The 22,930-nt window shown below is 36.2% G+C and carries 18 protein-coding genes; 14 read left to right on the forward strand and 4 right to left on the reverse strand.

The genetic code is table 11. The features are described 5' to 3' along the window. Positions 1-200: 200 nt before the first annotated feature. The 4 genes from ACB089_RS06375 (at position 201) to ACB089_RS06390 (ending at position 6,412) form a co-directional block, all read left to right on the forward strand. On the forward strand, positions 201-1,820 hold the full coding sequence (locus ACB089_RS06375) for an amidohydrolase (RefSeq protein ID WP_374965715.1): 1,620 nt from the start codon (positions 201-203) through the stop codon (positions 1,818-1,820). 300 nt (positions 1,821-2,120) lie between these two features. After that, a complete protein-coding gene (locus ACB089_RS06380) occupies positions 2,121-3,593 on the forward strand; it encodes an aldehyde dehydrogenase family protein (RefSeq protein ID WP_374965716.1) in 1,473 nt (490 codons plus the stop codon). Positions 3,594-3,792: 199 nt separating this feature from the next. Then, on the forward strand, positions 3,793-5,064 hold the full coding sequence (locus ACB089_RS06385; protein ID WP_374965717.1) for a nitrate/nitrite transporter: 1,272 nt from the start codon (positions 3,793-3,795) through the stop codon (positions 5,062-5,064). A gap of 589 nt (positions 5,065-5,653) precedes the next feature. Next, entirely contained in the window at positions 5,654-6,412 is a 759-nt protein-coding gene (locus ACB089_RS06390) for an IclR family transcriptional regulator (RefSeq protein WP_374965718.1), read from the forward strand. A gap of 121 nt (positions 6,413-6,533) precedes the next feature. Here the strand turns inward: ACB089_RS06390 and ACB089_RS06395 are convergent, their stop codons facing one another. Together ACB089_RS06395 and pxpB are read right to left on the reverse strand one after the other, a co-directional pair. After that, positions 6,534-7,523, reverse strand: a complete 990-nt coding sequence (locus tag ACB089_RS06395; RefSeq protein ID WP_374965719.1) for a biotin-dependent carboxyltransferase family protein — start codon at positions 7,521-7,523, stop codon at positions 6,534-6,536. Continuing rightward, the gene (gene pxpB / locus ACB089_RS06400; RefSeq protein ID WP_374965720.1) at positions 7,514-8,254 is read right to left on the reverse strand and encodes a 5-oxoprolinase subunit PxpB; all 741 of its coding nucleotides are present in this window, start codon (positions 8,252-8,254) and stop codon (positions 7,514-7,516) included. Before pxpB ends, ACB089_RS06395 begins: the two co-directional genes overlap by 10 nt. A gap of 277 nt (positions 8,255-8,531) precedes the next feature. Here pxpB and ACB089_RS06405 point away from each other — a divergent pair, with 277 nt between their 5' ends. The 7 genes from ACB089_RS06405 (at position 8,532) to ACB089_RS06435 (ending at position 16,331) form a co-directional block, all read left to right on the forward strand. Then, positions 8,532-9,296 carry a LamB/YcsF family protein gene (locus tag ACB089_RS06405; RefSeq protein ID WP_374965721.1) on the forward strand — a complete coding sequence of 255 codons (765 nt, stop codon included), beginning with the start codon at positions 8,532-8,534 and terminating at the stop codon, positions 9,294-9,296. A 40-nt stretch (positions 9,297-9,336) separates the two neighbouring features. After that, a complete protein-coding gene (locus tag ACB089_RS06410; protein ID WP_374967515.1) occupies positions 9,337-10,554 on the forward strand; it encodes an NRAMP family divalent metal transporter in 1,218 nt (405 codons plus the stop codon). Positions 10,555-10,619: 65 nt separating this feature from the next. After that, positions 10,620-11,411 (forward strand): putative hydro-lyase, encoded by a 792-nt coding sequence (locus ACB089_RS06415; RefSeq protein ID WP_374967516.1) that lies wholly within the window; start codon positions 10,620-10,622, stop codon positions 11,409-11,411. Positions 11,412-11,968: 557 nt separating this feature from the next. Continuing rightward, positions 11,969-12,562, forward strand: a complete 594-nt coding sequence (locus tag ACB089_RS06420) for a DUF6241 domain-containing protein (protein WP_374965722.1) — start codon at positions 11,969-11,971, stop codon at positions 12,560-12,562. Positions 12,563-12,783: 221 nt separating this feature from the next. Beyond that, on the forward strand, positions 12,784-14,229 hold the full coding sequence (locus ACB089_RS06425; protein WP_374965723.1) for a PLP-dependent aminotransferase family protein: 1,446 nt from the start codon (positions 12,784-12,786) through the stop codon (positions 14,227-14,229). Between the two features lie 237 nt (positions 14,230-14,466). Then, positions 14,467-14,892, forward strand: coding sequence for a YfmQ family protein (locus ACB089_RS06430; protein WP_374965724.1), 426 nt, complete (start codon positions 14,467-14,469; stop codon positions 14,890-14,892). A gap of 311 nt (positions 14,893-15,203) precedes the next feature. Then, positions 15,204-16,331: a DUF4261 domain-containing protein gene (locus ACB089_RS06435; protein ID WP_374965725.1), complete on the forward strand. Its 1,128-nt coding sequence runs from the start codon at positions 15,204-15,206 to the stop codon at positions 16,329-16,331. 139 nt (positions 16,332-16,470) lie between these two features. Here the strand turns inward: ACB089_RS06435 and ACB089_RS06440 are convergent, their stop codons facing one another. Beyond that, on the reverse strand, positions 16,471-17,931 hold the full coding sequence (locus ACB089_RS06440) for an IS1182 family transposase (RefSeq protein ID WP_374964340.1): 1,461 nt from the start codon (positions 17,929-17,931) through the stop codon (positions 16,471-16,473). Positions 17,932-18,344: 413 nt separating this feature from the next. Between ACB089_RS06440 and ACB089_RS06445 the strand changes: the two genes are divergently transcribed. The 3 genes from ACB089_RS06445 (at position 18,345) to ACB089_RS06455 (ending at position 21,602) form a co-directional block, all read left to right on the forward strand. Continuing rightward, the gene (locus ACB089_RS06445) at positions 18,345-19,877 is read left to right on the forward strand and encodes a thiol-activated cytolysin family protein (protein WP_374965726.1); all 1,533 of its coding nucleotides are present in this window, start codon (positions 18,345-18,347) and stop codon (positions 19,875-19,877) included. Positions 19,878-20,256: 379 nt separating this feature from the next. Then, positions 20,257-20,964, forward strand: a complete 708-nt coding sequence (locus ACB089_RS06450; RefSeq protein WP_374965727.1) for a DNA alkylation repair protein — start codon at positions 20,257-20,259, stop codon at positions 20,962-20,964. Between the two features lie 437 nt (positions 20,965-21,401). Beyond that, positions 21,402-21,602 carry a hypothetical protein gene (locus ACB089_RS06455; protein ID WP_374965728.1) on the forward strand — a complete coding sequence of 67 codons (201 nt, stop codon included), beginning with the start codon at positions 21,402-21,404 and terminating at the stop codon, positions 21,600-21,602. A gap of 277 nt (positions 21,603-21,879) precedes the next feature. Here the strand turns inward: ACB089_RS06455 and ACB089_RS06460 are convergent, their stop codons facing one another. Then, positions 21,880-22,446, reverse strand: a complete 567-nt coding sequence (locus tag ACB089_RS06460) for a histidine phosphatase family protein (protein WP_374965729.1) — start codon at positions 22,444-22,446, stop codon at positions 21,880-21,882. Positions 22,447-22,930: the final 484 nt, after the last annotated feature.

The following is a 22,930-nucleotide window of genomic DNA, read 5'->3' on the forward strand; positions in this document are numbered from 1 at the left end:
GGGATTTACTTTAACTAGCTCAGACTGTAGACAATCTCGATTAAACAATGGATTTGACTACATTCTTTTTGCTTATGATCGTCAATACCCTTTATACAATGTTTGTAAAAAAATATAATTTTCCATTTGTGCGGTTTAAGGATTGTTTTAATGACTTTATCTAAGCTTTACCTTCAAAGAGTCGAAGGAGGATGTAACAAATGAAAGCAGATTTAGTATTTATAAATGGTGAAGTGATTACAATGGATGCGGATTCTCGAATTGAAGAAGCTGTTGCAGTTAAGGAAAATCGTATTATTTTTGTAGGTTCTACCTTAGAGGTACAGCAACTGATAGACAGTAAAACAGAAGTTATTGATTTGTGCGGAAAATCATTGCTACCAGGGTTTATAGATGCTCATATTCATTTAGTTATGTATGGATTAAACCAACTAGCTATCAGTTGCAAGGCTCAAAATATTACTTCAAATGAGGACATAAAACTGGAATTACGAAAAAAAGTTCAAACTGTTCCTAAAGGTCAATGGATTCGAGCGTGGGGCTTTAATGAAACGACAATAAAAGAAAATCGTTACTTATCTATTAAGGAGCTAGATGAAATTTCTTCAGAACATCCGATTATGATTACTCGTACTTGTGGTCATATTTCCATTGTAAACAGTAAAGCATTAGAATTAGCCGAAATTGATGCTTATACAAGCAATCCTGATGGGGGAGTAATTGAGCGAGATGCTAATGGTGCATTAACAGGTAAATTAATAGAAAAAGCGAATATGCGAATGAATGAAATTGCTAAATATTCAGAGGGTGAGTTAAGACAAGCGATGAAAATAGCCTCTGATCATTTTGTTCAAGCCGGTATTACTAGTGTCCATGAAGCGGGTGTTTTTGATACAGATACTTATCGTCTGTTACAGGAAGCAGTAAAAAATAAGGATATTGCTGTTCGTGTTTATGCAATCATTTGTACTTTAAATAATTCACATGAATTTGTAGGGGAAATGCTATCTGCAGGGGTACTAACAGGTACGGGTGATGAACGCTTTAAAATTGGTCCAGCTAAAATATTTACGGATGGAAGTAGTACAGGTCCTACTATTGCAACAAGAGAGCCATATACAAGTAATCCAAATGATCATGGAATTCTTTACTATAGTGAAGATGAAATCTATCGTGTATTAGGTGAAGCTCATAAAAAAGGCTATCAAATAACTGTACATGCTCAGGGGGATCGAGCAATTGAAATGTATTTGAATTGTGTAGAAAAAGCGCTTAATGAGCATCCAAGAGAAGATCATCGCCATCGAATTGAGCATGCGGGAATTTCTACACCAGATTTACAAGATAGAATGAAGAACCTTGGTGTAATTCCAATTCCAAATCCACCTTTCCCGTTTGAATTTGGAGATATTTATGTGAAGAATTATGGGGAAAGAGTTAATTATATGTATCCAGTACGTGACTTTATTGATAAAGGTATTATATGTGCAGGTGGTTCTGATGCACCAGTTACGGATTATAATCCTCTAATAGGCATTCATACAGCAGTCAATCGAATAAGTAGCAGTAATTCTGAAATTGGAGTGAATCAAAAAGTTACAATATTGGAAGCTATAAAAATATATACGATCAATGGAGCATATGCGAGTTTCGAAGAAGATATTAAAGGTAGCTTAGAGGTAGGGAAATTAGCAGATTTAGTAGTATTAGATAATAGTATTCTCAGTCAAAACAATAATAGTATAAAAGATTTAAAAGTAGAGATGACGATTATAGATGGACAAATTTTATACAAAAATGAAGCTCTAGTAAAAGCTTAGCATAACATTTCGTATAACTTGAAAAGAATGTTTTAACAAGATTTTTGTGTTAGGAAATTTTAAAAGTTAAACCTAACAAATGTTATGTTGACAGAACATTCATGCAATACCGGAGTCCTCCTTGTTTTGCTGTTTAGAAATTGAGTTAAAAGAATGAAATAACGTCGTGCTGATATTGACTTTCTAAATAGAGAGGTTAGTGAAAATCAAATTATTGCCGTAGGATCAAATCAGAATATAAGAGCTTCCTAGTAAGTATCATCGTTTCCTATATCGACTGGCGAAAAGGAGAAGAGATAAATGTTGGAACTTAGGATGTATATTGATGGTAAATGGATTACTTCAACTTCTAAAGAAAAAAGAGAAGTGAAAAATCCTGCAAATGGTGAGCTAATCGCAGTAGTAGCTGAAGGTACTGCTGAGGATGCACAATATGCAATCTCAGTAGCACGTAGTACTTTCAATAGTGGAATTTGGTCACAACTCCCTTTTAAAACTCGTGCAAAGTATTTGCATAAAATCGCAAATCTGTTGGAAGAAGAGGCAGATGATTTAGCAATGCTAGAAACATTGAATAGTGGGAAAATGTTACTTGCTGCAAAAACAGATGTTCAAAATGCGATTGAGTGTTTCCGATACTATGCAAGTCTTATTACTCAATCAGAAGGCGAAATATATAATGTAGGCGATTCAGTTCAAACAATCGTCATTCGTGAACCCATCGGCGTGTGTAGTCTTATTGTTCCATGGAATTTCCCCCTCCTTATGGCGGCATGGCAGATTGCTCCGGCGTTAGCGGCTGGCAATACTTTTATACTAAAACCATCAGAAGTTACACCGATTACTGCTGTTAAACTCTTTGAAATTATAGAAAAGGCTGGTGTACCAGCAGGAGTCGCTAATCTAGTAATGGGAGCTGGAAGTTCTGTTGGCAGTGAAATGGTCGAAAGTAACTTAGTAGATAAAGTAGCTTTTATTGGTGGAACGAAAACAGGTCAGAATATTATGCGTGTTGCTGCAGAACAAACAAAGAAAATCACCTTAGAATTAGGAGGAAAATCTCCTAACATTGTATTTGCTGATAATGACATAGAAATTGCAGTAGATAATGCACTATTTAATCTCTTCTTTAATAGTGGTCAAGTGTGCACAGCAGCTTCCCGTCTCTTAATTGAAGAAAGCATTCACGATCAATTTATCGAAAGACTGATAGATCGTGCAAAAAAGATTGTCGTTGGTCATGGAAATACACCTACAAGTGAAATGGGGCCGCTTGTGAGTGAAGCACATATGCAAAAGGTATTAAGCTATATTGAAATAGGAATACAGGAAGGTGCAACACTTGCTTGTGGAGGAAATAGAATTGTAGCGAACGGGTTTGAAAACGGCTTTTTTGTTGAACCTACTATTTTTATCAACACTTCACCGGATATGAGAATTGTACAAGAAGAAATCTTCGGTCCTGTTTTAGTCGTTCAAAAATTTAAAGATGAAGAAGAAGCAATTACTTTAGCAAATGATACAGTATTTGGGTTGGCTGGTGCTGTCTTTTGTCAGGATTTGGAGAAAGCAATGCGCGTAGTCAGCAAAATAAAGGCCGGTATCACATGGGTAAATTGTTATCATGTTGCAACAGTGCAAGCCCCATGGGGTGGTTATAAACAAAGTGGAGTTGGAAGAGGTTTAGGAGTCTTTGGTCTTGATGAATTTTCGGAACAGAAGCAAGTTAATATTAGCTTTAAAGCCAAGCCAGTTGGATGGTTTTCTAATTAATCTTTTAAATAAGGAAGTTTTCTTAATGAATTAAAAGCAAATAAAAATTAAAACAGAAAGAATTTAAGTTTTATATTGAACATTGAGAACTAAAAGCATCTTCAACCAAATTCATATATAAAACTACTTTGAAAAATAGGTTTTTAACGTTACCTGTAATTCATATATATAGAGTAAAAGCTAATAGGAGTAGAAATCTTTGGACAAACAAAATAGCAAATATAGATGGGTTGTATTTGTTTCTGTATTATTTACTTATTTGTTAATGGCGAGTCAACGAACCGCCCCAGGACTGATTACAGACCAATTGATGCGAGATTTTAATGTAACAGCATCAACGATTGGGTTATTGACGAGTATACAATTTTTTGTATATACGAGTTTGCAAATTCCGATGGGGATTTTAGCTGATCGATTTGGGCCAAATTTTTTTCTAATTATTGGTGCTACTCTTACAGGTTTAGGTACAATTATTTATAGTCTAAGTACACATGAATTCGTCCTGTTTTTTGCCAGAATACTAACTGGGGTAGGGGATGCGACCATATGGGTTAACATGGTGCTAATTTTGGCCCAATGGTTTCATACAAAGGAATTTGTTCGATTAATTGGCCTGGCGGGCATGACAGGAAGTCTTGGTTTTTTATTGGCGACAGTACCTTACTCCACGTGGATACTTTTATTTGGTTGGAGGGTAACATTTTTCTCAGTAGGACTACTATTATGTTTATGTGGCATTCTCCTTTATTTTGTACTTGTAAAAAAAACAAAACAAATTTTCGGGGATGAGCAAGTAGTTGATACAGAAGAAGTGCCACGTGAAAAAACATCAGTTTTACTACGAAGAATATTTTCAAATCCGCAAGCATGGGCCCTATTCTTTTGCCATTTTGGCGTAGTCGGCGGTTATGTAGGGTTTATCAGTTCGTGGGCAGTACCATATGGGATGAATATGTATGAAATGACTCGTTCAGATGCCAGCCAGCTGATTATGATCGGACTTATCGGTGCACTTATTGGAGCACCTCTAGCTAGTTGGATTTCAAGTCGGTTAGAAACAATTAAAAAGCCGTATATTGTCGTTCATATCATTGTTTTATTAGGGTGGTTTTCTTTCCTTTTATGTAATGGTCATCCTTCCTTTTTCTTTCTAATTATTATTTTCTTTATTATTGGCTTTGGATATGGGGCAAGTGCATTAACCTTTGCAGCTGTACGTCAATCTTTTAAACTTGAAGAATCAGGAATTGTTTCAGGGATTGCGAATACGGGCGGCTTTCTAAGTGCTGTATTGCTACCTATCATTTTTGGATATATATTGGATCATTTTCAATCAACTTCAGGAAATCTATTTGATGGATATTACTATGGTTTCATCACGCCAGTGATCTTCTCCATCGTTGGTTTGATTGGGGTGATTTTATTTAAGGAAAAACGTCAGAGCGTAAATAAGAATAACAAGCAGGGGTAAAGAGCATGGAAGCAAAGCAACCATTCTTTGCTCCTGTTTTTTATGCCTTTACTAACCTGATTTACAGGGTATAGGCTCATCACCAAATGTTGTGGATGACATTTTGTTAAACGTATACCTTGTATGTAAGTTGATTGTAGTGGAGGCTGGGCGACTCCTTGGGGATTTAGCGAATAGAGGAACGAAGGCTAAAATCATCACGTCCTGTGATCACGCCTTCGTGACCAACATCGGTGCTACTGCCGTACGCTTTCGCGCAAAAAACATCGTGCTGCTGCCGCTACGTTAGCACTACGCTTTCGCGCAAAAAACATCTGTTGGCCCGAGACCCTGCAGCGAAGCGAAGCGGCTCATCGGACGCCCCCAGAAAGCTCTGCTCTGCGCGAAAGCGAAGCGTCAGTGGCAATGTTTTATCTGTAGCGAAAGCAAAGCGACAGCTACAAAGCGTCCAGCCGGAACGGAAATCAATCACACGTTTTGGTGAAGAGCCAGGGTATATAAAAACAGTAAGATATTAGGTATAATTATAAATTAAGAAAAGAAAAATGATGATTAGATTAAATCTAGTATAGAAGGGGGGAAACTTAAATTGCCAAATAATAATAAAACGGTTGTCCGTTCAATGGATATTTTAAATCTATTTATCGATCATGCTGAACTGTCATTTCAAGAAGTAATTGAGTTATCAGGAATCCCTAAAACCTCTGCTTTCCGCATGTTGAAATCTTTCGAGGAAATGGATTTTTTAGAAAAGGGAACTGATGCAAAATATAGGTTAGGTATTCTCTTCCTTAAATTTGGACATCTAGTATCAATGCGCCTAGATGTGCGAAAAATTGCAGATCCAATTATGAATGAGTTACATAATGATGTAAAAGAAGCGATTAATTTAATCGTTCGTGATGGTGATGATGCTGTTTATATCGAGAAAATAGATACGAAGCAAAAAGTTCGACTCTACACTGCAATTGGTAGAAAAAGTCCTCTTTATGCAGGGGCATGCCCTCGTGCTGTATTATCCTTTTTACCGGATGCAGACATAAAGGAATATCTCGAATCGGTAGAACTTAAATCATTTGCAATGGGGACGATTACAGATAAGGAAAGGCTTTTTGAAACGATTGTGCAGGCTAGAGAACTTGGTTATACAATCAGCCATTCAGAATTAGAAAATTATACATCTGCTGTTGCAGCACCGATTTACGATCATAAAGGAGAAGTCGTTGCAGCAATGAGTATTGCGGGACTAGAAACCAATTATCAAGGGGAAAACGTTGAAATCTTCGTCGATAAACTTAAGAAGGCTACCGCAGAGATTTCTAAACAATTGGGGTATGAACAGCTTTAAAAAATGGGTAGTCTCAAAAGTCATTTGAGATTACCCATTTTGCGCTGAAATTGCTAAATTTTTGTAAAATATTACTATCTAAATAATCGAATTTTTGACGATTGAATAGCCTCTAACGCTTCTATAACCTTTTTAAACGGAGTCCAAATGCTAATTCATTTCGTTTTCTTTCTTGATGTATTAATGCCAATTGAGCTTCTTCAAGAGTGACCTCTTTAAAATAGACTCGACCATTTGCTTGCATTTGTGCTAATGATGGTAAATCGGCAGAAATCACTTGTCCTATTTTAGGATATCCACCAGTTGTTTGACGATCTGCCATTAAAACAATAGGTTGCCCATTGGCGGGCACTTGAATCGTTCCAAATGTAACCCCTTCGGATAATAATTCAAATGGCTCTTTTAATTGAATAGCCTCTCCTTCTAATCGATAGCCCATTCGATCTGCGTGTGTTGTGATGGTGTAAGGCGTTGAAAGGAATTTTTTTAAACTCTCCTCATCGAAATGCTGATATTCAGAGCCTCTTATAAAGCGGATTGTTTGCGTTTTTTTAAATGTAACAAAGGATGTGTAGTCAGCTGACCAAGAAAGGTACGTTGATTCTTTTTTTAATTGTTTAAAAAGATCCTCTCCTAACTCTGAGCGTCTGTCTAAGTCAAAGACATCATTCTTCAGCAATTTTCTTCCTTGAAATCCTCCAATTCCAGCACGTATGTAGGTGCTTTTACTGTTCATCACTTCGGGCACTTGAATTCCGCCACTAAACGATACGTAGGCTCGGCAACCACTAATCGCAGTATTAAATTTTAAAACAGATCCTTTTTGAATCAAAAGTGGTCGCCACATTGGTGCTTCTTTTCCGTCTATTGTAGGTTGTAAATTGCCACCTGTAATTGCGATGAGTTCATCAGTTTCAAATAAAAGGGTTGTTCCATAAAGTGTCACCTCAAGAGCGCCTTCTCCTTCCGAATTTCCAACAAGCAAATTCGCAATTCGTAAGGAAATTGAATCCATTGCTCCTCCGACGATAACACCAAACTTTTGTAGCCCATATCTTCCTAGGTCTTGAATGGTTGCCAGCATACCTGGCTGTAATACCTTTATGCCCATGTTTCCATCTCCCATTCGCTCTTATATTCTTCCACCGAAATTGGTACAAACTGAATTCGATCACCCGGTTGTAATAAGGTTGGAGGAGATTGTTCAGGTAGAAACAAACGAGAAGGTGTTCGTCCGATGATTTGCCATCCACCTGGGGTTTCTAATGGGTAAATCCCTGTTTGATTGCCCGCAATTCCAACAGATCCCGGAGTAATCGATAACCGTGGAGTTTCTTTACGAGGTGTTGCAATTTGTTTGTCCATACCTCCCAAAAACGGAAAACCTGGAGCAAAGCCTATCATGTAAACAAGATATTCTACAGAAGAGTGAATTTTAATGACTTCATTAGGTGTTAAACCATGATAAGAGGCTACAAATTCTAGATCGGGTCCCATTTCACCACCATATACTACAGGGATTTTTACGACACGTTCCTTCGTTGTTTCAACTATATGAGATTGGTTCATTAAAGAAAGAATTGTTGCTTTCACCTTTTCGTAAGGCATTTCGCCTCCTTTTTCTATATTTGAAAAGTATACTTCAATCGGATTGTAATAAACTGTCACATTATTATAGGCAGGCACAACCTCGATGAATCCTTCAAATGGATTTCTCTCTAATAAATTTAATATATTTTTAACTTTATTGTGAATGGCCTCACTGATTCCTTCACCTACATGTATAACTAGTGCAGAATCGCTCAAAGGTCTTATCTGTACATTCTCTTTTAAATTCAGCATAAAAACCATCTCCCTGAAGTTTCGTAATTCGGTATATAAGTTTTAAATAACGGATTATTATAATTATATTTAAACAATAAACAAAAACAAGTTTAATTTGAATGAAAATTTCAAAAAAAATATTCTTTCTCAAAATTTTAAATTTATACTTTTCAGCAATTATAAAATATGTTAAGATTTTTTTAAATTTCAAAACTCAAGTTCCGAATATCGGTACAAAATAGTTGTAAACGCATTCATTATAACTACTTTAGTGGGAAGAAAATGGGGGAAGAAGATGTTTCGAGTTGATTTAAACTGTGATTTAGGGGAAAGTTTTGGTCGTTATCGACTTGGAGAGCAAGAAGAAATCTTAAAATATGTAACCTCTGCTAATATTGCTTGTGGATTCCATGCTGGAGATCCAACAGTCATGCGAGAGACAGTTAAGCTAGCCATTGCTAATGGTGTGAAAATCGGGGCACATCCAGGATTACCGGATTTAAATGGCTTTGGACGACGTGAGATGAACATCACACCACAGGAAGCCTATGATATGGTTATTTATCAAGTTGGAGCATTGCAAGGTTTTCTAACGACTTACAATGAAACCATGCAGCATGTTAAGCCGCATGGAGCACTTTATAATATGGCTGCTAAAAATCCAGCGATTGCTGAGGCAATTGCACAAGCCATTTATGATATTTCACCTTCACTTGTGTTATTCGGCCTCTCAGGTAGTGAATTAACAAAAGCCGGAGAAAAAGTAGGGCTTCAAACGGCTCATGAAGTGTTTGCAGATCGTACCTATCAGAAGGATGGTTCTTTAACATCTCGTAAACAACCTGATGCATTGATTACCGATAAGGAACAAGCTGTGAATCAGGTTGTGAGAATGGTAAAAGAGGGAATTGTGCTGTCACAACAGCAAATCGAAATCCCATTACAGGCAAATACTATTTGTATTCATGGGGATGGGGAACATGCTGTAGAGTTTGCAAAATATATTCATTCAAGATTAGCAGAACATCAAATATCAGTACATGCAATCAAGGAGGGGTAAGTCTATGGTAGCAAAAAAAACGGAAGTTAGTGAAGCAGCGATCGAGCAAGAGAAAAAAGGTAAATTTGTTAAGAAAACAGCAAGTAAAAGTGTGTTAATGGGAGCAGCCTTTTTAATGGCTACCTCATCTATCGGACCAGGTTTTTTAACACAAACGACAGTATTTACACAGCAATTAGCGGCTAGCTTTGGATTTGTCATTTTAATTTCATTGATTCTAGATATTGTCGCTCAGGTAAACGTTTGGCGAATCATTGCTGTTTCTGGCTTACGAGGGCAAGAAATTGCCAATAAGGTGTTACCTGGATTAGGTGTTCTCCTTGCAATTATGATCGTTATAGGTGGTTTAGCATTCAATATTGGTAACGTTGCTGGAGCTGGATTAGGGTTAAATGCAATGCTTGGCGTAGATCCAATTATGGGCGCCATTGTAAGTGCACTTTTTGCTATTTTTATATTTATCTATAAAGAAGCAGGGAAGGCAATGGACAAGGTTGCGCAAATAGCTGGCGGTGTCATGATTCTACTCATGCTATTCGTTGCTTTTAAAACGTCACCACCTGTAGGAGAAGCGATTGTGAACACTGTTTGGCCTAAAGAAATTAGCTGGTTTGCGATTGTAACTTTGGTTGGTGGATCAGTTGGAGGTTACATTACTTTTGCTGGTGGTCACCGCCTTTTGGATGCTGGCATCAAAGGACAAGAATCCTTGTCAGAAGTAACAAAAAGCTCTGTGACAGGGATTTTGATTACTGGCGTAATGCGTGTTGCTTTATTTTTAGCGGTTCTTGGTGTTGTTTCAAAAGGTTTAGTCATTGATCCTGCCAATCCACCTGCATCTGTTTTTCAACTAGCTGCGGGTAATATTGGTTATCGTATGTTTGGTATGATTATGTGGGCTGCAGCGATTACTTCTGTTGTAGGTGCAGCTTATACATCCGTTTCATTTATTCGTTCATTCCACCCTAACATTGAGAAATATCATAATTGGGTGATTATAGCATTTATCGTCATGTCAACAGCAACTTTCGCCTTGGTTGGAAAGCCTGTTAATGTGTTAATTTTGGTAGGTGCATTAAATGCACTGATTTTACCATTATCACTTGGCATTATGTTAGTTGCTGCACACAAAAAAGAAATTGTTGGCACATATAAGCATCCACGTTGGTTAACTGTAACTGGAGCAATTGTAGTTGTTCTTATGGGATATCTCAGCATTATTACATTTATTAAAGAAATTCCGAAAATTTTTAGTTAATCTAACAACCAACCATCCATGAGCATCTTTTCATGGATGGTTATTTTATAAGGAGTGAATTGATGATGACAACATATAGTGCTTTAGAGCCGAATGAAATCCGTAAACTTATTCGTAATCAAGAAATTTCTGGACCAACTTCTGGCATGTCGATTGGGTTTACACAAGCAAATTTAGTGATTTTGAAGAAGGAGCATGCCTTTGACTTTCTACTATTTTGTCAGCGAAATCCAAAGCCATGTCCATTATTAGATGTGACAGAACCTGGATCATTTATACCTTCAAAGATTGCTGAAAATGCAGATATTCGCAAGGACATTCCGAAATATCGTATTTATCGGGATGGTATTTTAACTGAAGAAGTATTAGATATTACAGAGTATTGGGAAGAGGATATGGTAGGTTTTTTAATAGGGTGTAGCTTTACATTTGAAACACCACTTCTTGAAGCGGGTATTCCAATAAGACATATTCAAGAAAACTGTAATGTGCCAATGTATAAAACAAATATCGCGTGTGAAAAAGCAGGTGTGTTTGAAGGACCAACTGTTGTCAGTATGCGCCCTATGACACCAGAGGATGCGATTCGTGCAATCCAAATTACTTCGCGTTTTCCAAATGTGCACGGTGCACCCATTCATATTGGTAGTCCAGAACAAATAGGGATTATGGATATTTCAAAACCAGATTTCGGTGATGCTGTGTCCATTAAGCCAGGGGAAATACCAGTATTTTGGGCATGTGGCGTAACCCCTCAGGCAGTAGCGATGGAAAGTAAACCTTCTATTATAATTACCCATGCACCGGGTCATATGCTAATCACTGATCTAAAGGAAACAAGCTTGAGCATACTTTAAGGTATGTTCGAAGCCATCTATTTTTTTCTTCATCAGTAAGCGTCAAGAGGTTGGGACAAAACCAATTTCTGAAATCTAAAAAGCTGGTGAAATTTTACGACGAGTAAAATTTCACCAGCTTTGATTTTTTGTGAAAAAGGAATTTCTTGGGACACCGCAAAAATAAACGAAAAAGCGCAAGGTGTTGTTCAATTCATGGACCTTGGGGGTAAAGAAATACTTGTCGTGACAAGTTTAATGGATATCACTGCTGAAGAAGTTGCCAATTCGCAGGTTTCAAACGCCTGTTTTTTTGTGCTGCCCTGCCACTGGAATGGCGAATCAAGGCCAAAGAAATCCTGACGTCTAAAAACAGGGTTTAAGGCCTTTTGGTATACCTTGACCGATAATCTTAAAATCAAGCTAGAGAGTTTTGTCACCACAAATATGAACTTGAATAAAACTTTTTATGAAAAAAGGTATCTTGTATAGTCGGAGACTTCTATTTTTGTGCTGATGTTTACAGAGAAATGTATATATGGTAATTTTATGGTAATATTAATGAAGGTGGTAAAAAAATGAAGCGGATTCATGTTTTAGGTATAGTTGTTTTAACAGCATTATTGAGTATAAGTGGTACGTTTTTGATTATGAAAAAGAACTATGAAAACGAAACTTCTAATAGCGCCGAGAGTGAATTAGATAGCGGTCAATCAATTTCAAAAGAAGATGATAAGAAAGAGTTTGTATCGACAGTGGATACGAATTTTGGTTGGGAAAACACTACGTATTCCAAAAGGATTGATGAATGGAAGAGTGGAGATGAACCCTTTATTGATAATCTAATGCAAGAAGTTATTCAAGAAATGTCACATCAGAAGATCATTGCTGATGAGAAAGAATCATCAATTATGATTACAACGAAAAGAATTGAGACTTTACTGCAAATTGTAGAGGAAAATAAAGATGGATACGAACATAGTGAAAAATATTTAGATATTTTAAATCGTTGGAAACAAGGTGATTTTAAATCGGTTGACAAAGACCATAATGATATGTGGTTTATTCAAGGGACAAAAGAAGGTGGTATAGCCACTGGTATTGCTACAATAGAACAAGAGAAAGATTATATATTCCAAGTCTTTGGTATTCCAGTAGAAAAGCAGAGTTAAATTCTGCTTTTTTTCTATGAAATAGGAGTTTATTTCACGCTCATTGTAACATTGGATATAAAATAGAAAATGAGGATTGATTTTTTTAGTGGATGGCTAAAATAACAATGAAGTGGATGGTTAATTACAATTGAAATAATATTAATATATAATCTTTTACCTGAAATAACACTGCTAAAGAAGAAAGAGCAAGTTTGAAGGAACTAATGAGGTGAGTATAGTTGGATTGGAAACCTGATAGACAAGCGAAAAAAGCTATCTATAAACAACTCGCAGAATATATTGAAAAGGGAATTGCAGATGGTACATTTCCACCTGATAAACCATTACCATCAGAGAGATATTTAGCAAGTGCTCTCAGTTTAAACAGAAGTACTGTCGTTAATGCATATGACGAATTAGAATCGATGGGGCTAATTGAAAGAAATAGAGGAAGCGGTACTACCATTAGTAAAGATATATGGGGTATAACAAAAAAACGGATTCCTAGCTGGAATAGGTATATTGAGGCGGGTTCTTTTTTACCTAGTCAACCTGTAACGCAAAAAATAAGAAAAGAAGCTGTTGAACATAAATTAATAAATTTAGCTTCCGGTGAATTGTCAGAAGAACTTTTCCCAAAAAGCTTTTTAAGCGAGATAACTTCAACACGTTCTTTTATTGGAAGCCTAGGATACGATCATCCACTGGGGAATGAAATCCTTAGAAATACCCTTACAAAACACGTAAAAAAAAGTCGGGGAATCGAAACTAATTCTTCTTCAATACTTATAACATCAGGAGCGCAACAAGCATTACATTTAATTGTACAGTGTTTGTTAAAGCCTGGAGATGCAATAGCAATAGAAGATCCTTCCTACAATTATAATCTTCCAATTTTCAAATCGGCAGGTATAAAAATACATTATCTACCTGTCGATAAGGATGGAATGAACCCAGAAGATTTGCTGTCATTATATAAAAAACACCGAATTAAAATGATTTTTTTAAATCCATATTTTCAAAATCCAACGGGCTCCTTATTGAATAAAAAGAAAAAAGAAGCGATTTTAGACATATCCTCAAAGTTTGGAATTCCAGTAGTAGAAGATGATCCGTATAGTTTAACAGCTTTTTCGGGAGAGAAAATCTCTACCCTTAAATCAATGGATAGGAATGGAAACGTATTATACATTAGTTCTTTGTCCAAAATTGTTGCCTCAGGATTAAGAATAGGGTGGATTATTGGCCCAACATCGGTGATTGAAAGATTATCCGATGCAAAACAACAAGTTGACTTCGGTCATTCTAGCTATACACAATGGATAGCGAATGATTTTTTAGAATCAGAAAATTTTCATATTCATATAAAAAGTTTAATTAAGGAATTAGAAAAAAGGAGAGATAAAATTATAAGAAGCCTTGATACTTATTTAAAAGATCTGGTGGAATATTCTATCCCTCAAGGTGGTATTCATATATGGTGTCAAATACTTAAAAATTATAATGAAATCCAATTGCTTGAAGAATCCATTAAAAGAGGCGTCATTTATGTTCCTGGTTCTACACTGGGATCCAAAGATGGATTTGTTCGTTTTACTTTCGCAAAGGAAGATGAAGATTCAATAGATGAGGGAATCAAAAGGTTTGCAGAAGCTCTTAATAGTATGCAGACATGGGATGACTAAAAATGTGTTAGATTTGATGGTTCAATTTAAAATTTAAGGTGAATGGATGGTCAAAAAAGCTTCGAATTGGATGGTTATAAAAAAAATAAATCCCTTATCATTGAGAGGTGGATGGTTAAACATCGATATAGCCTAATTACTAATTATTTTTGTGAAATAATGTGCAATGTAGGTAATAATATAGTAATATAGTAAATGCTACTAAAATGATAAAATTTTTGAAAGAGTTGGTATGGTATGACAACAGGTTTGATTATTACGATAGTGATTGGATCTATTATTAAATTGTTAATGAGCCCTCCCAGTATAGCTGTGGCATGGGGGGTAAGAAAATTTGAACTTCATAAAAAACTTGATTCAAATGATGTTATGGTAACATTTAATGGAAAGAATTTAGAAGAGGAAGAAAAAAATAGATTTACAGACTATTTTAATAAAGCTTCCTTTTTGAAAAAACACTATATATTTCCAGGTAATGAAAAATTATTTTTACAGCCAGAGACTAATGTTACTCCATTTATCATGAACGTAAAAAGAGGCAAAAAAGATGTTAATTTCTTTGTTTTTAGTTACGACAATCACGTTGATGTAGTCAAGAAGTACAAGAAGAAGGTTGTTTCATATAGTATTAGTTCTGAACATCTACAAAATTTCACCGTTTGAACTACACATGCAAACTATTGAAAAAAATGGGGGTTCGGTCACTGACGTAGAATCCCTTTATTATTACTCCGAAAATTACATGAATATAGTACCGAAATTATCTTCCAATTCAATTGAATGGAGGATTTTTTTTATGGCCAAAAAGTCGGGATTATATTGCTACTCATCCCAGCACTCAATAATTGAACGACTTCCTATAATAGAAATAGGAGTAATCTACCATAAGAGGAATAATTCTTGCTTCACTATTTCTTTCCATAAAAGCTGGTATAATAATGGTAGAATAATACATTCATAAAGGGGAGAAATTAATGACAGCTCAACAACAAGCAGCGATGCAATCCATGATTGAATGGCTTGCGGATGAACGCGAACTCGGGAGAGAACCTAGCAAAATAGAAATTGCAGGAGAGTTTGATTTACATGATATGCACTACTATATATTCAGGTATAAAAAAGCAATGCTTGGAAAATGGCTCCTTGGCGTATGTGGAGGCTATGAGGACCCGTCTGACACCGAGCATTGCGGCCATATATTCAGCGAGATGCAACCTTATGACCCTGCGACTGCAGAGCAAGAAGCTGTAAAGATGGTAGAATTAATCCGAGAATATTGGATGCAGCAGGCTGCAGCATATGAAGCTGCCCAAACCATGGAGGACGAGGCGGAAACGCAAGACAATGGTTCTGGTATTTTTAACGGGTTCGTGCTGCTTAACTCTGCAGAATGTGATATTGATCAGATAAAAGCCAACCTTTTGAATGATTGGAACATCACCTGCTCGTCGGAAGAGGATGAGGAAAACGACGAAGAAACAAAGGAAGGAACCTTGGTCTTTGAAGTGGACGACTGCATGTTAGCAGTAAGTTTTGTCGATGCTCCCATACCGGATGGTGAGGCTGAATATTATGCACAGGGAAACTATCTGTGGAAAGAAGCCGTGGAGGTTACCCAAACGCATGTAGCTCAAATCATTCTGGCTGTATTTACACGCTCGGGCTCCCCGCTGGACAGCGGCAGGCTATACACCAAGCTAGCGGCTAGTTGCCTAAAGCTACCTAACGCAATAGGGATCTATACATGCGGCACCGTATTTCAGCCTGAACTTTATCTAGATATGGCTGAAATGATGAAGGATGACGACATGTTCCCTTTACTGAATCTGGTTTATTTCGGCCTAGTCGGGACGGAAACCGGGGTCGATGGATATACCAATGGGCTAAAAGCCTTTGGCAAGGATGAAATTGAAATCCTGGACAGCCAAGCATCCCCTGCCGAGATGCGTGACTTTTTGATTACTATTTCCGGATATATTGTAGATGAGAACGTCACTTTAAGGGATGGAGAAACGATCGGCTTCTCAGCAGAGCAAAAGCTGCCGATTTCCCGTTCCGAGGGAGTTTATGTCGAGGGGGATACTCTCAAAATCAAATACTAGTCTCATTCCAAAAAGGCACCGTCACAAGTGAGGGCACTGAAAAACTTACGTTTTCATAAAAGCGAACCTTTCTCAGATAAAAATAAGGCACTTCTTGTTCAATGTTGAACAGGAAGTGCCTTATTTCTGTCTCTATTCCTTATTCATTTTCGTTTAGTAACTTTAATATCCGTTTCAAATTGACAGCGAATATCGTTGTAGCACCTTGAATTTCCATGCCAAATAGACCCGCAGTCGATGCCGTATCGTACCCGTGTCCGTTTTTTAATTCACTATTCTTCGCTTCTACTTTGTAGCGATTTGCGGCTAATTGCTTAAATGCTTCCGTATTTTGAAATGCCTCTTGTTCGGCATGTGTATCCGACTTAATTGTGACAGAATATGTTTTACTTTTTGCGCCTTTTTTATAACAGCCCTCTCTCATTGGACATACTTTGCATTTTTCAATGTCAAAATAATATGTCTGACTTTGACTCTTACTCGTTCCTTTTTTACCCGTACGTGCTTTTCTTGTCGCGAGATGACCGGCCTTACAAACAAACATTCCAGCGTCTTTATTAAACTCAAACTTGTCTTCTTCTTTTCGTGGTCCTTGTGTAAGAATAGGATTCAACTTTGCCACAAGCGCGATTTTCTCTTCTTTTGTATATTCGATATTTGCCTTTTCAGAGTAAGCTGCGTCTCCAATAACTGTATTAATTTTCATACCTGCTTGTGTGCTTTTTTCAATTAACTCTTGAAGATATTTTCCATCGCTTTTTTCACCTGTTGTAATGACAGCCGCTGTAATAATACGTTCATCACTCAACGCGATATGTGTCTTATACCCGAAGAAAGAAGATTCCGACGTCTTATGCCCTTTTTGCGCATCCGCATCAGAAGAGTAATTTAGATGTTCTTGGAAATCTTCTACGACTTCTTTTAAAACATTCAGCTTTTCTTTGACAGATGGCATTTGTGCAATTTGTGGTTCCTTTTCAATGACTGAAATAACTTCCTTACAGTAAGTTAACTCATCCTTTACTTCGTTAGAAGTGGTCTTTGTGGGGAATTTGTCTTTCATCGATTCGTCAATTTTGTAGACAGCTTTTCGAGCGTTTTTTGATTTCTCTTGTAAAAATTCTTTAGGCGTTTTTTGGTTGTAACGTGCTTTTGTATGTGTGGCATCCACAATAATCGTTTGACTGTTGATGATTTTTTTCTCCAATGCGATCTCAACTGTTTTCCCAATGAGCATGTCTAATAAGCTTACGTCTTGAAGACGAAGCCGACGAAATTTTGTAAGCGAACTTGAATCAATGACTGGATCTTCTGGCGCCATATCCAAGAAATATTTAAATGACATATCGTACTTCGAACGCTCTACAAGGTCGACGTCTGATACATCATAAATTGCTTTTAATAATAAGTACTTAAACATACGAATTGGAGGAATGGCATTACGTCCATTGTCTAAACAATATTTTGTTTTTAACTCTTCTAAAATGAATGAAAAATCAACAAGTTCATTGATTTGGCGAAGTATATTATCTTTTGGCACAACAATATCGTAGATCGCCATATATGGACTTAAATTAAGGGTTTCTTGATTTGAAATCATGGGGGGCACCACCTGCACATTAATTCTTTTATTATAAAGGAAAGCGTGACTAAAATAATAGTGTGAAACATTGCGTTGTTTGGAGAAGCATCGCTCGACTCCTGCGGGAAAGCGAGACAGACGAGACCCCGCACGAAGCGAAGTGTAGGAGGAGGCTCGGCGCTCGCCCGCGGAAAGCGAGCGGAATGCTTCGGAAAACAACAGTAGAGTCACAATGTGAGAAGATATAGACTTTTTCAGTGCCCTCTCACAAGTAGGTGTCTTTTTTTTTTTGCATAATCAAAAATACTTTGATTAACTAATAGAGAACCCCTTCAAATGTACTACGTATTGTTCGAAATATGAAACTAAACTACTATATTTATTTAAAATATTCTTGTGGTATAATTTCCTAAAAAAGGAGGAGGATTTTTTTGGGAAAGCGAAATTATTTTAAAGTAATAAAATTTTTAGTAAGTTTATCTGTTTGTTTATGCATTATTAACTATCCGATTATTTCCTTTGCTGAAACACTTGATACTAATTTAGCTAGTGAAACAAGCATACCTAATGACATTGATACTGGTATAGCAAACTTGAACTACAATAACAGCGAAGTTTTGGCAGTGAATGGGGATAAGATTAATAGTTTTGTTCCAAAAGAAGGTAAAAACTCAAAAGATAAATTTATAGTAGTTGAACGTAATAAAAAATCACTTACAACTTCACCGGTGGATATTTCAATTATCGATTCTATGGCGAATCGTACCTATCCAGGAGCATTACAACTTGCAAACAAAGCTTTTGTAGACAATCAACCTAGTTTATTGGTGGCCAAAAGAAAACCGCTAAATATTAGCATAGACTTACCTGGTATGAAAAGAGAAAATACGATAACTGTGGATAATCCAACATATGGTAATGTATCTGGGGCAGTAGATGAGTTAGTATCTACTTGGAATGAAAAATATTCAACAACCCATACTTTACCTGCAAGACTACAATATTCAGAATCTATGGTTTATAGCAAATCTCAAATAGCAAGCACTCTGAATGTTAACGCCAAAGTTCTTGAAAATTCACTGGGAATTGACTTTAATGCGATTGAAAGTGGAGAGAAAAAGGTGATGGTTGCGGCATATAAACAAATATTTTATACCGTAAGTGCAGAACTACCTAACAATCCATCAGACCTTTTTGATGAAAGTGTTCTTTTTGAAGAGTTAACCCGTAAAGGAGTAAGTAATGATGCTCCTCCCGTTATGGTGTCAAATGTAGCGTATGGCAGAACAATTTATGTGAAATTAGAAACAAGCTCTAAGAGCAAGGATGTACAAGCTGCTTTTAAAGCTTTACTGAATGATGTCAATACCAATGTAGAAACTAGTGGACAATACAAAGATATTTTTGAAGAAAGTTCCTTTACTGCTGTAGTATTAGGCGGAGATTCACAAACGCATAACCAGGTTGTCTCAAAAGACTTTAATGAAATTAGAAAAATAATTAAAGATAATGCAGAATTTAGTCTTAAAAATCCAGCATACCCAATATCATATACGAGTGTTTTCTTAAAGGACAATTCAATTGCTGCTGTTCATAACAATACAGATTATATCGAGACGACAACTACCGAATATTCTAAAGGAAGCATCAATCTTGATCATTCTGGTGCATATGTTGCTCAATTTGAAGTAGCCTGGGATGAATTTTCATATGATGAAAATGGAAATGAAGTACTATCCCATAAAACTTGGGATGGAAGCTGGAAAGATAAAACAGCTCATTTCTCTACAGTAATACCACTTCCACCTAATTCAAAAAATATAAGAATTTATGCAAGAGAATGTACAGGTCTTGCATGGGAGTGGTGGAGAACAATTATTGATGAATACAATGTTCCATTATCGAATGAAATAAATGTTTCAATTGGAGGAACTACATTATACCCAACAGGTATTATTAATTAGGTATTAGTCATGAGAGGTACTTTCTCAAATATGAATTTTACATTGAAATGAAAATTAATAATAAATGTATCTTTTGAAAAAGATTGATCAAAACATGTCCATACTTAATGTGTTAGATTAACTTCACTATAAAGATTGATAAATTGTAATAAAGTTTGATAAAATCACCTCGTAGTTTCCTTAGAGGTGATTTTTTTATTGGATGTTTATGTCAAAATCGATTTAAACATTGTGTAGGAATGTACTAAAACAAACGAAGCGGAATACTTGAATACGATTATGGTTAAAAAATCAGGAAGTATGGAAGACTTGATAAGGAATAGAAACTAGTTGGTTATCATTAAAAAGGTATTAATAGTAAGGAAGGAAGTAAGAAAATATGGATTTCAAAACAGTTATGCAGGAGCTTGAATCCCTCGGTAAGGAACGAACTAAAAAAATGTACATATCTAATGGTGCACACGAGCCTGTTTTTGGTGTGGCTACAGGTGCTATGAAACCAATCGCAAAGAAAATAAAAATAAATCAATCTTTAGCTGAAGAGCTTTATGCTACAGGTAACTATGATGCAATGTATTTTGCAGGCATCATAGCAGACCCAAAAGCTATGACTGAGTCGGATTTTGATCGTTGGATAGATGAAGCGTATTTTTATATGCTGTCTGATTATGTAGTGGCAGTAACTTTATCAGAGTCAGCTATTGCACAAGACGTTGCAGATAAATGGATTGCAAGCGGTGACGAGCTAAGAATGTCAGCGGGTTGGAGTTGCTACTGCTGGCTTTTAGGGAATCGCAAGGACAATGAATTTTCCGAAGGCAAGATTTCCAATATGCTTGATATTGTGAAAAATTCTATTCATAATTCGCCAGAAAGAACGAAATCTGCTATGAATAATTTTCTATACACAGTAGGACTTTCATATTTGCCACTACATGAAAAGGCTGTCGAGACCGCAAAAGAAGTAGGTATAGTAGAAGTCAAACGGGACAAGAAAAAAACAAGTTTCCTAAATGCTTACGAAAGTATTCAAAAAGAAATGGATAAAGGGAGAATCGGGTTCAAACGCAAGTATGTTAGATGTTAAAATTAGCTTTGCATCGGTACGTTGATTCAAGAAGGGGCGAGTACCTGTTATTCGACTAATGGAGGCAGGTAAATTTATACGTTTGATATTGAATTTCGATTGTTGAAAGTGTGATTTTTAAAGATTCGATTCTTGAAACAATAAGCTAATTTGACATAAACATCAAGATAGGACTTGCATGATGATTATTCTTCATATCTGCAAGTCCTTTTGTTTGCTCATAGAAACCCCTATAGCCCCACACATGGCGTGATAGCTTCATTTAGACAACCTGTGCAATTTAATTCCTTTCCTTCATTATCAACCCTTACAGATTCGTTAAATGCGTTTGAACTTATCGTATGGCCCTAGTATATCGGGCACGATTACTTTGTAAATAAGAATAATTTGTGTACAAAACGGAAATGAATATGTGTAAAATGTGGGAGTTGATGGTTATGGAATTTTATAAAGATAAAGAAGTTTACTGCTATAGTTGTCGTAAAAAGACTGTATTTACATGTAAAGATGCACATAAAAAAAGTGGAGTAGATAGTCATTGTAGTGAGTGTTCGGGCATATGGTTTGAATGGCAAAATCGAGCAGTTGAGAAAGAAATGGAAAAGTGGGTTGAATATAACCAAAGACTCATAAATTAACTGAATGTCCATACTTAACATCTACTAATTAAAAGAATTTTTTACATTGATGATTGAGCTAATTTCATAAATTTAATCCCTTTAGTGTCCAAATTGGTTGAGTTAAGCATTATTGAAAAAGTATCTGGAACAAAACTAGAGAGTGGAGCTATAGAAGTGATTGAGGAAGCATAACAAAAGGATTTTTGTGTATGTTTTATATCCAAAAGCCCCCTAGTTTGATATCTGAAGGCTATTGTTTTTGATTTTGAGAAGGGGATAATAGCCTCTGCCTTAGTCATTCCCATTTACGTTGTACTAATTTTAGTGTTTCTCCTGAAAATACCAACTTGTATATGTCTGGTTTTGAAGTGTTTTTCCAAAAATCATATCCGTATTCTTTATTAAAATAATTCATAATAATAGTCATAACATTTCCATGAGTTCCTATAATAATAGTCTGTGTCTCATAATTATTTAGAAGTTCTTTTATTATAGGAATAGCTCGATTTTGGACGTCTCTTACTGATTCTCCGCCCGATAAGTTAAAATCAATATCTTCATAGGATTTTTTTATTGCCTGTTGTATTTCTTCTTCAGGTAATTTATAAGCGCCCTTTAATTGCCTTTCCCTTAATTCCTCAATTACCTTTACTTCTATATTTTGGGAATCGACAATTCCCTCGATTGTTTGAATTGATCTTGTATAAGGACTTGAGATTACCAGATCAATCTTCTGCTCATTCATTATTGCCGTTACTTTTTTTGCGTCTATTGCACCTTGGTTGGATAGTTTTCTCGTGCGTTCTTGACCGAAAACAAATGGTGATTCTGCGTGTCTTATCATATAGATGATGGTATCCATTATTCGATTCCTCTTCCCCCTTATTCAATAAACTTACACGTATCTTAATTTACTAAAAATTCCTTTTATAAGGAAATCATAGGCTCATCACCAAAAGTTGTGGATGACATTTGTTAAAACATATACTATATAAATAAGTTGATTGGAGTGGAGGCTGGGTGACTCCTTGGGGATCAGCGGCTCATCGGACGCCCCCAGGAAGCTTTGCTCTGTGCGAAAGCGTAGTGCTAACGTAGCGGCAGCAACAAAGCGCCCAGTCGGAACGGAAATCAACCACACGTTTTGGTGATGAACCAAATCATAACATAGTAAATTGTAATTTGGTAGACAAATGGTAATAGTGCATCGAAGGTTTATTTACAGTTATGGAATATGAGAAGCAAAGAAACGGGAATGGTGACAATCATTTAAGAAATAAACTAGGCAATCTATCTATTAGTTTGTTTAGATACTAGAGAGGAAAATACTAGCTCTTTCAGCACAA

This window comes from Lysinibacillus sp. RS10 (genome assembly GCF_041956855.1).
Taxonomy (GTDB): domain Bacteria; phylum Bacillota; class Bacilli; order Bacillales_A; family Planococcaceae; genus Lysinibacillus; species Lysinibacillus xylanilyticus_A.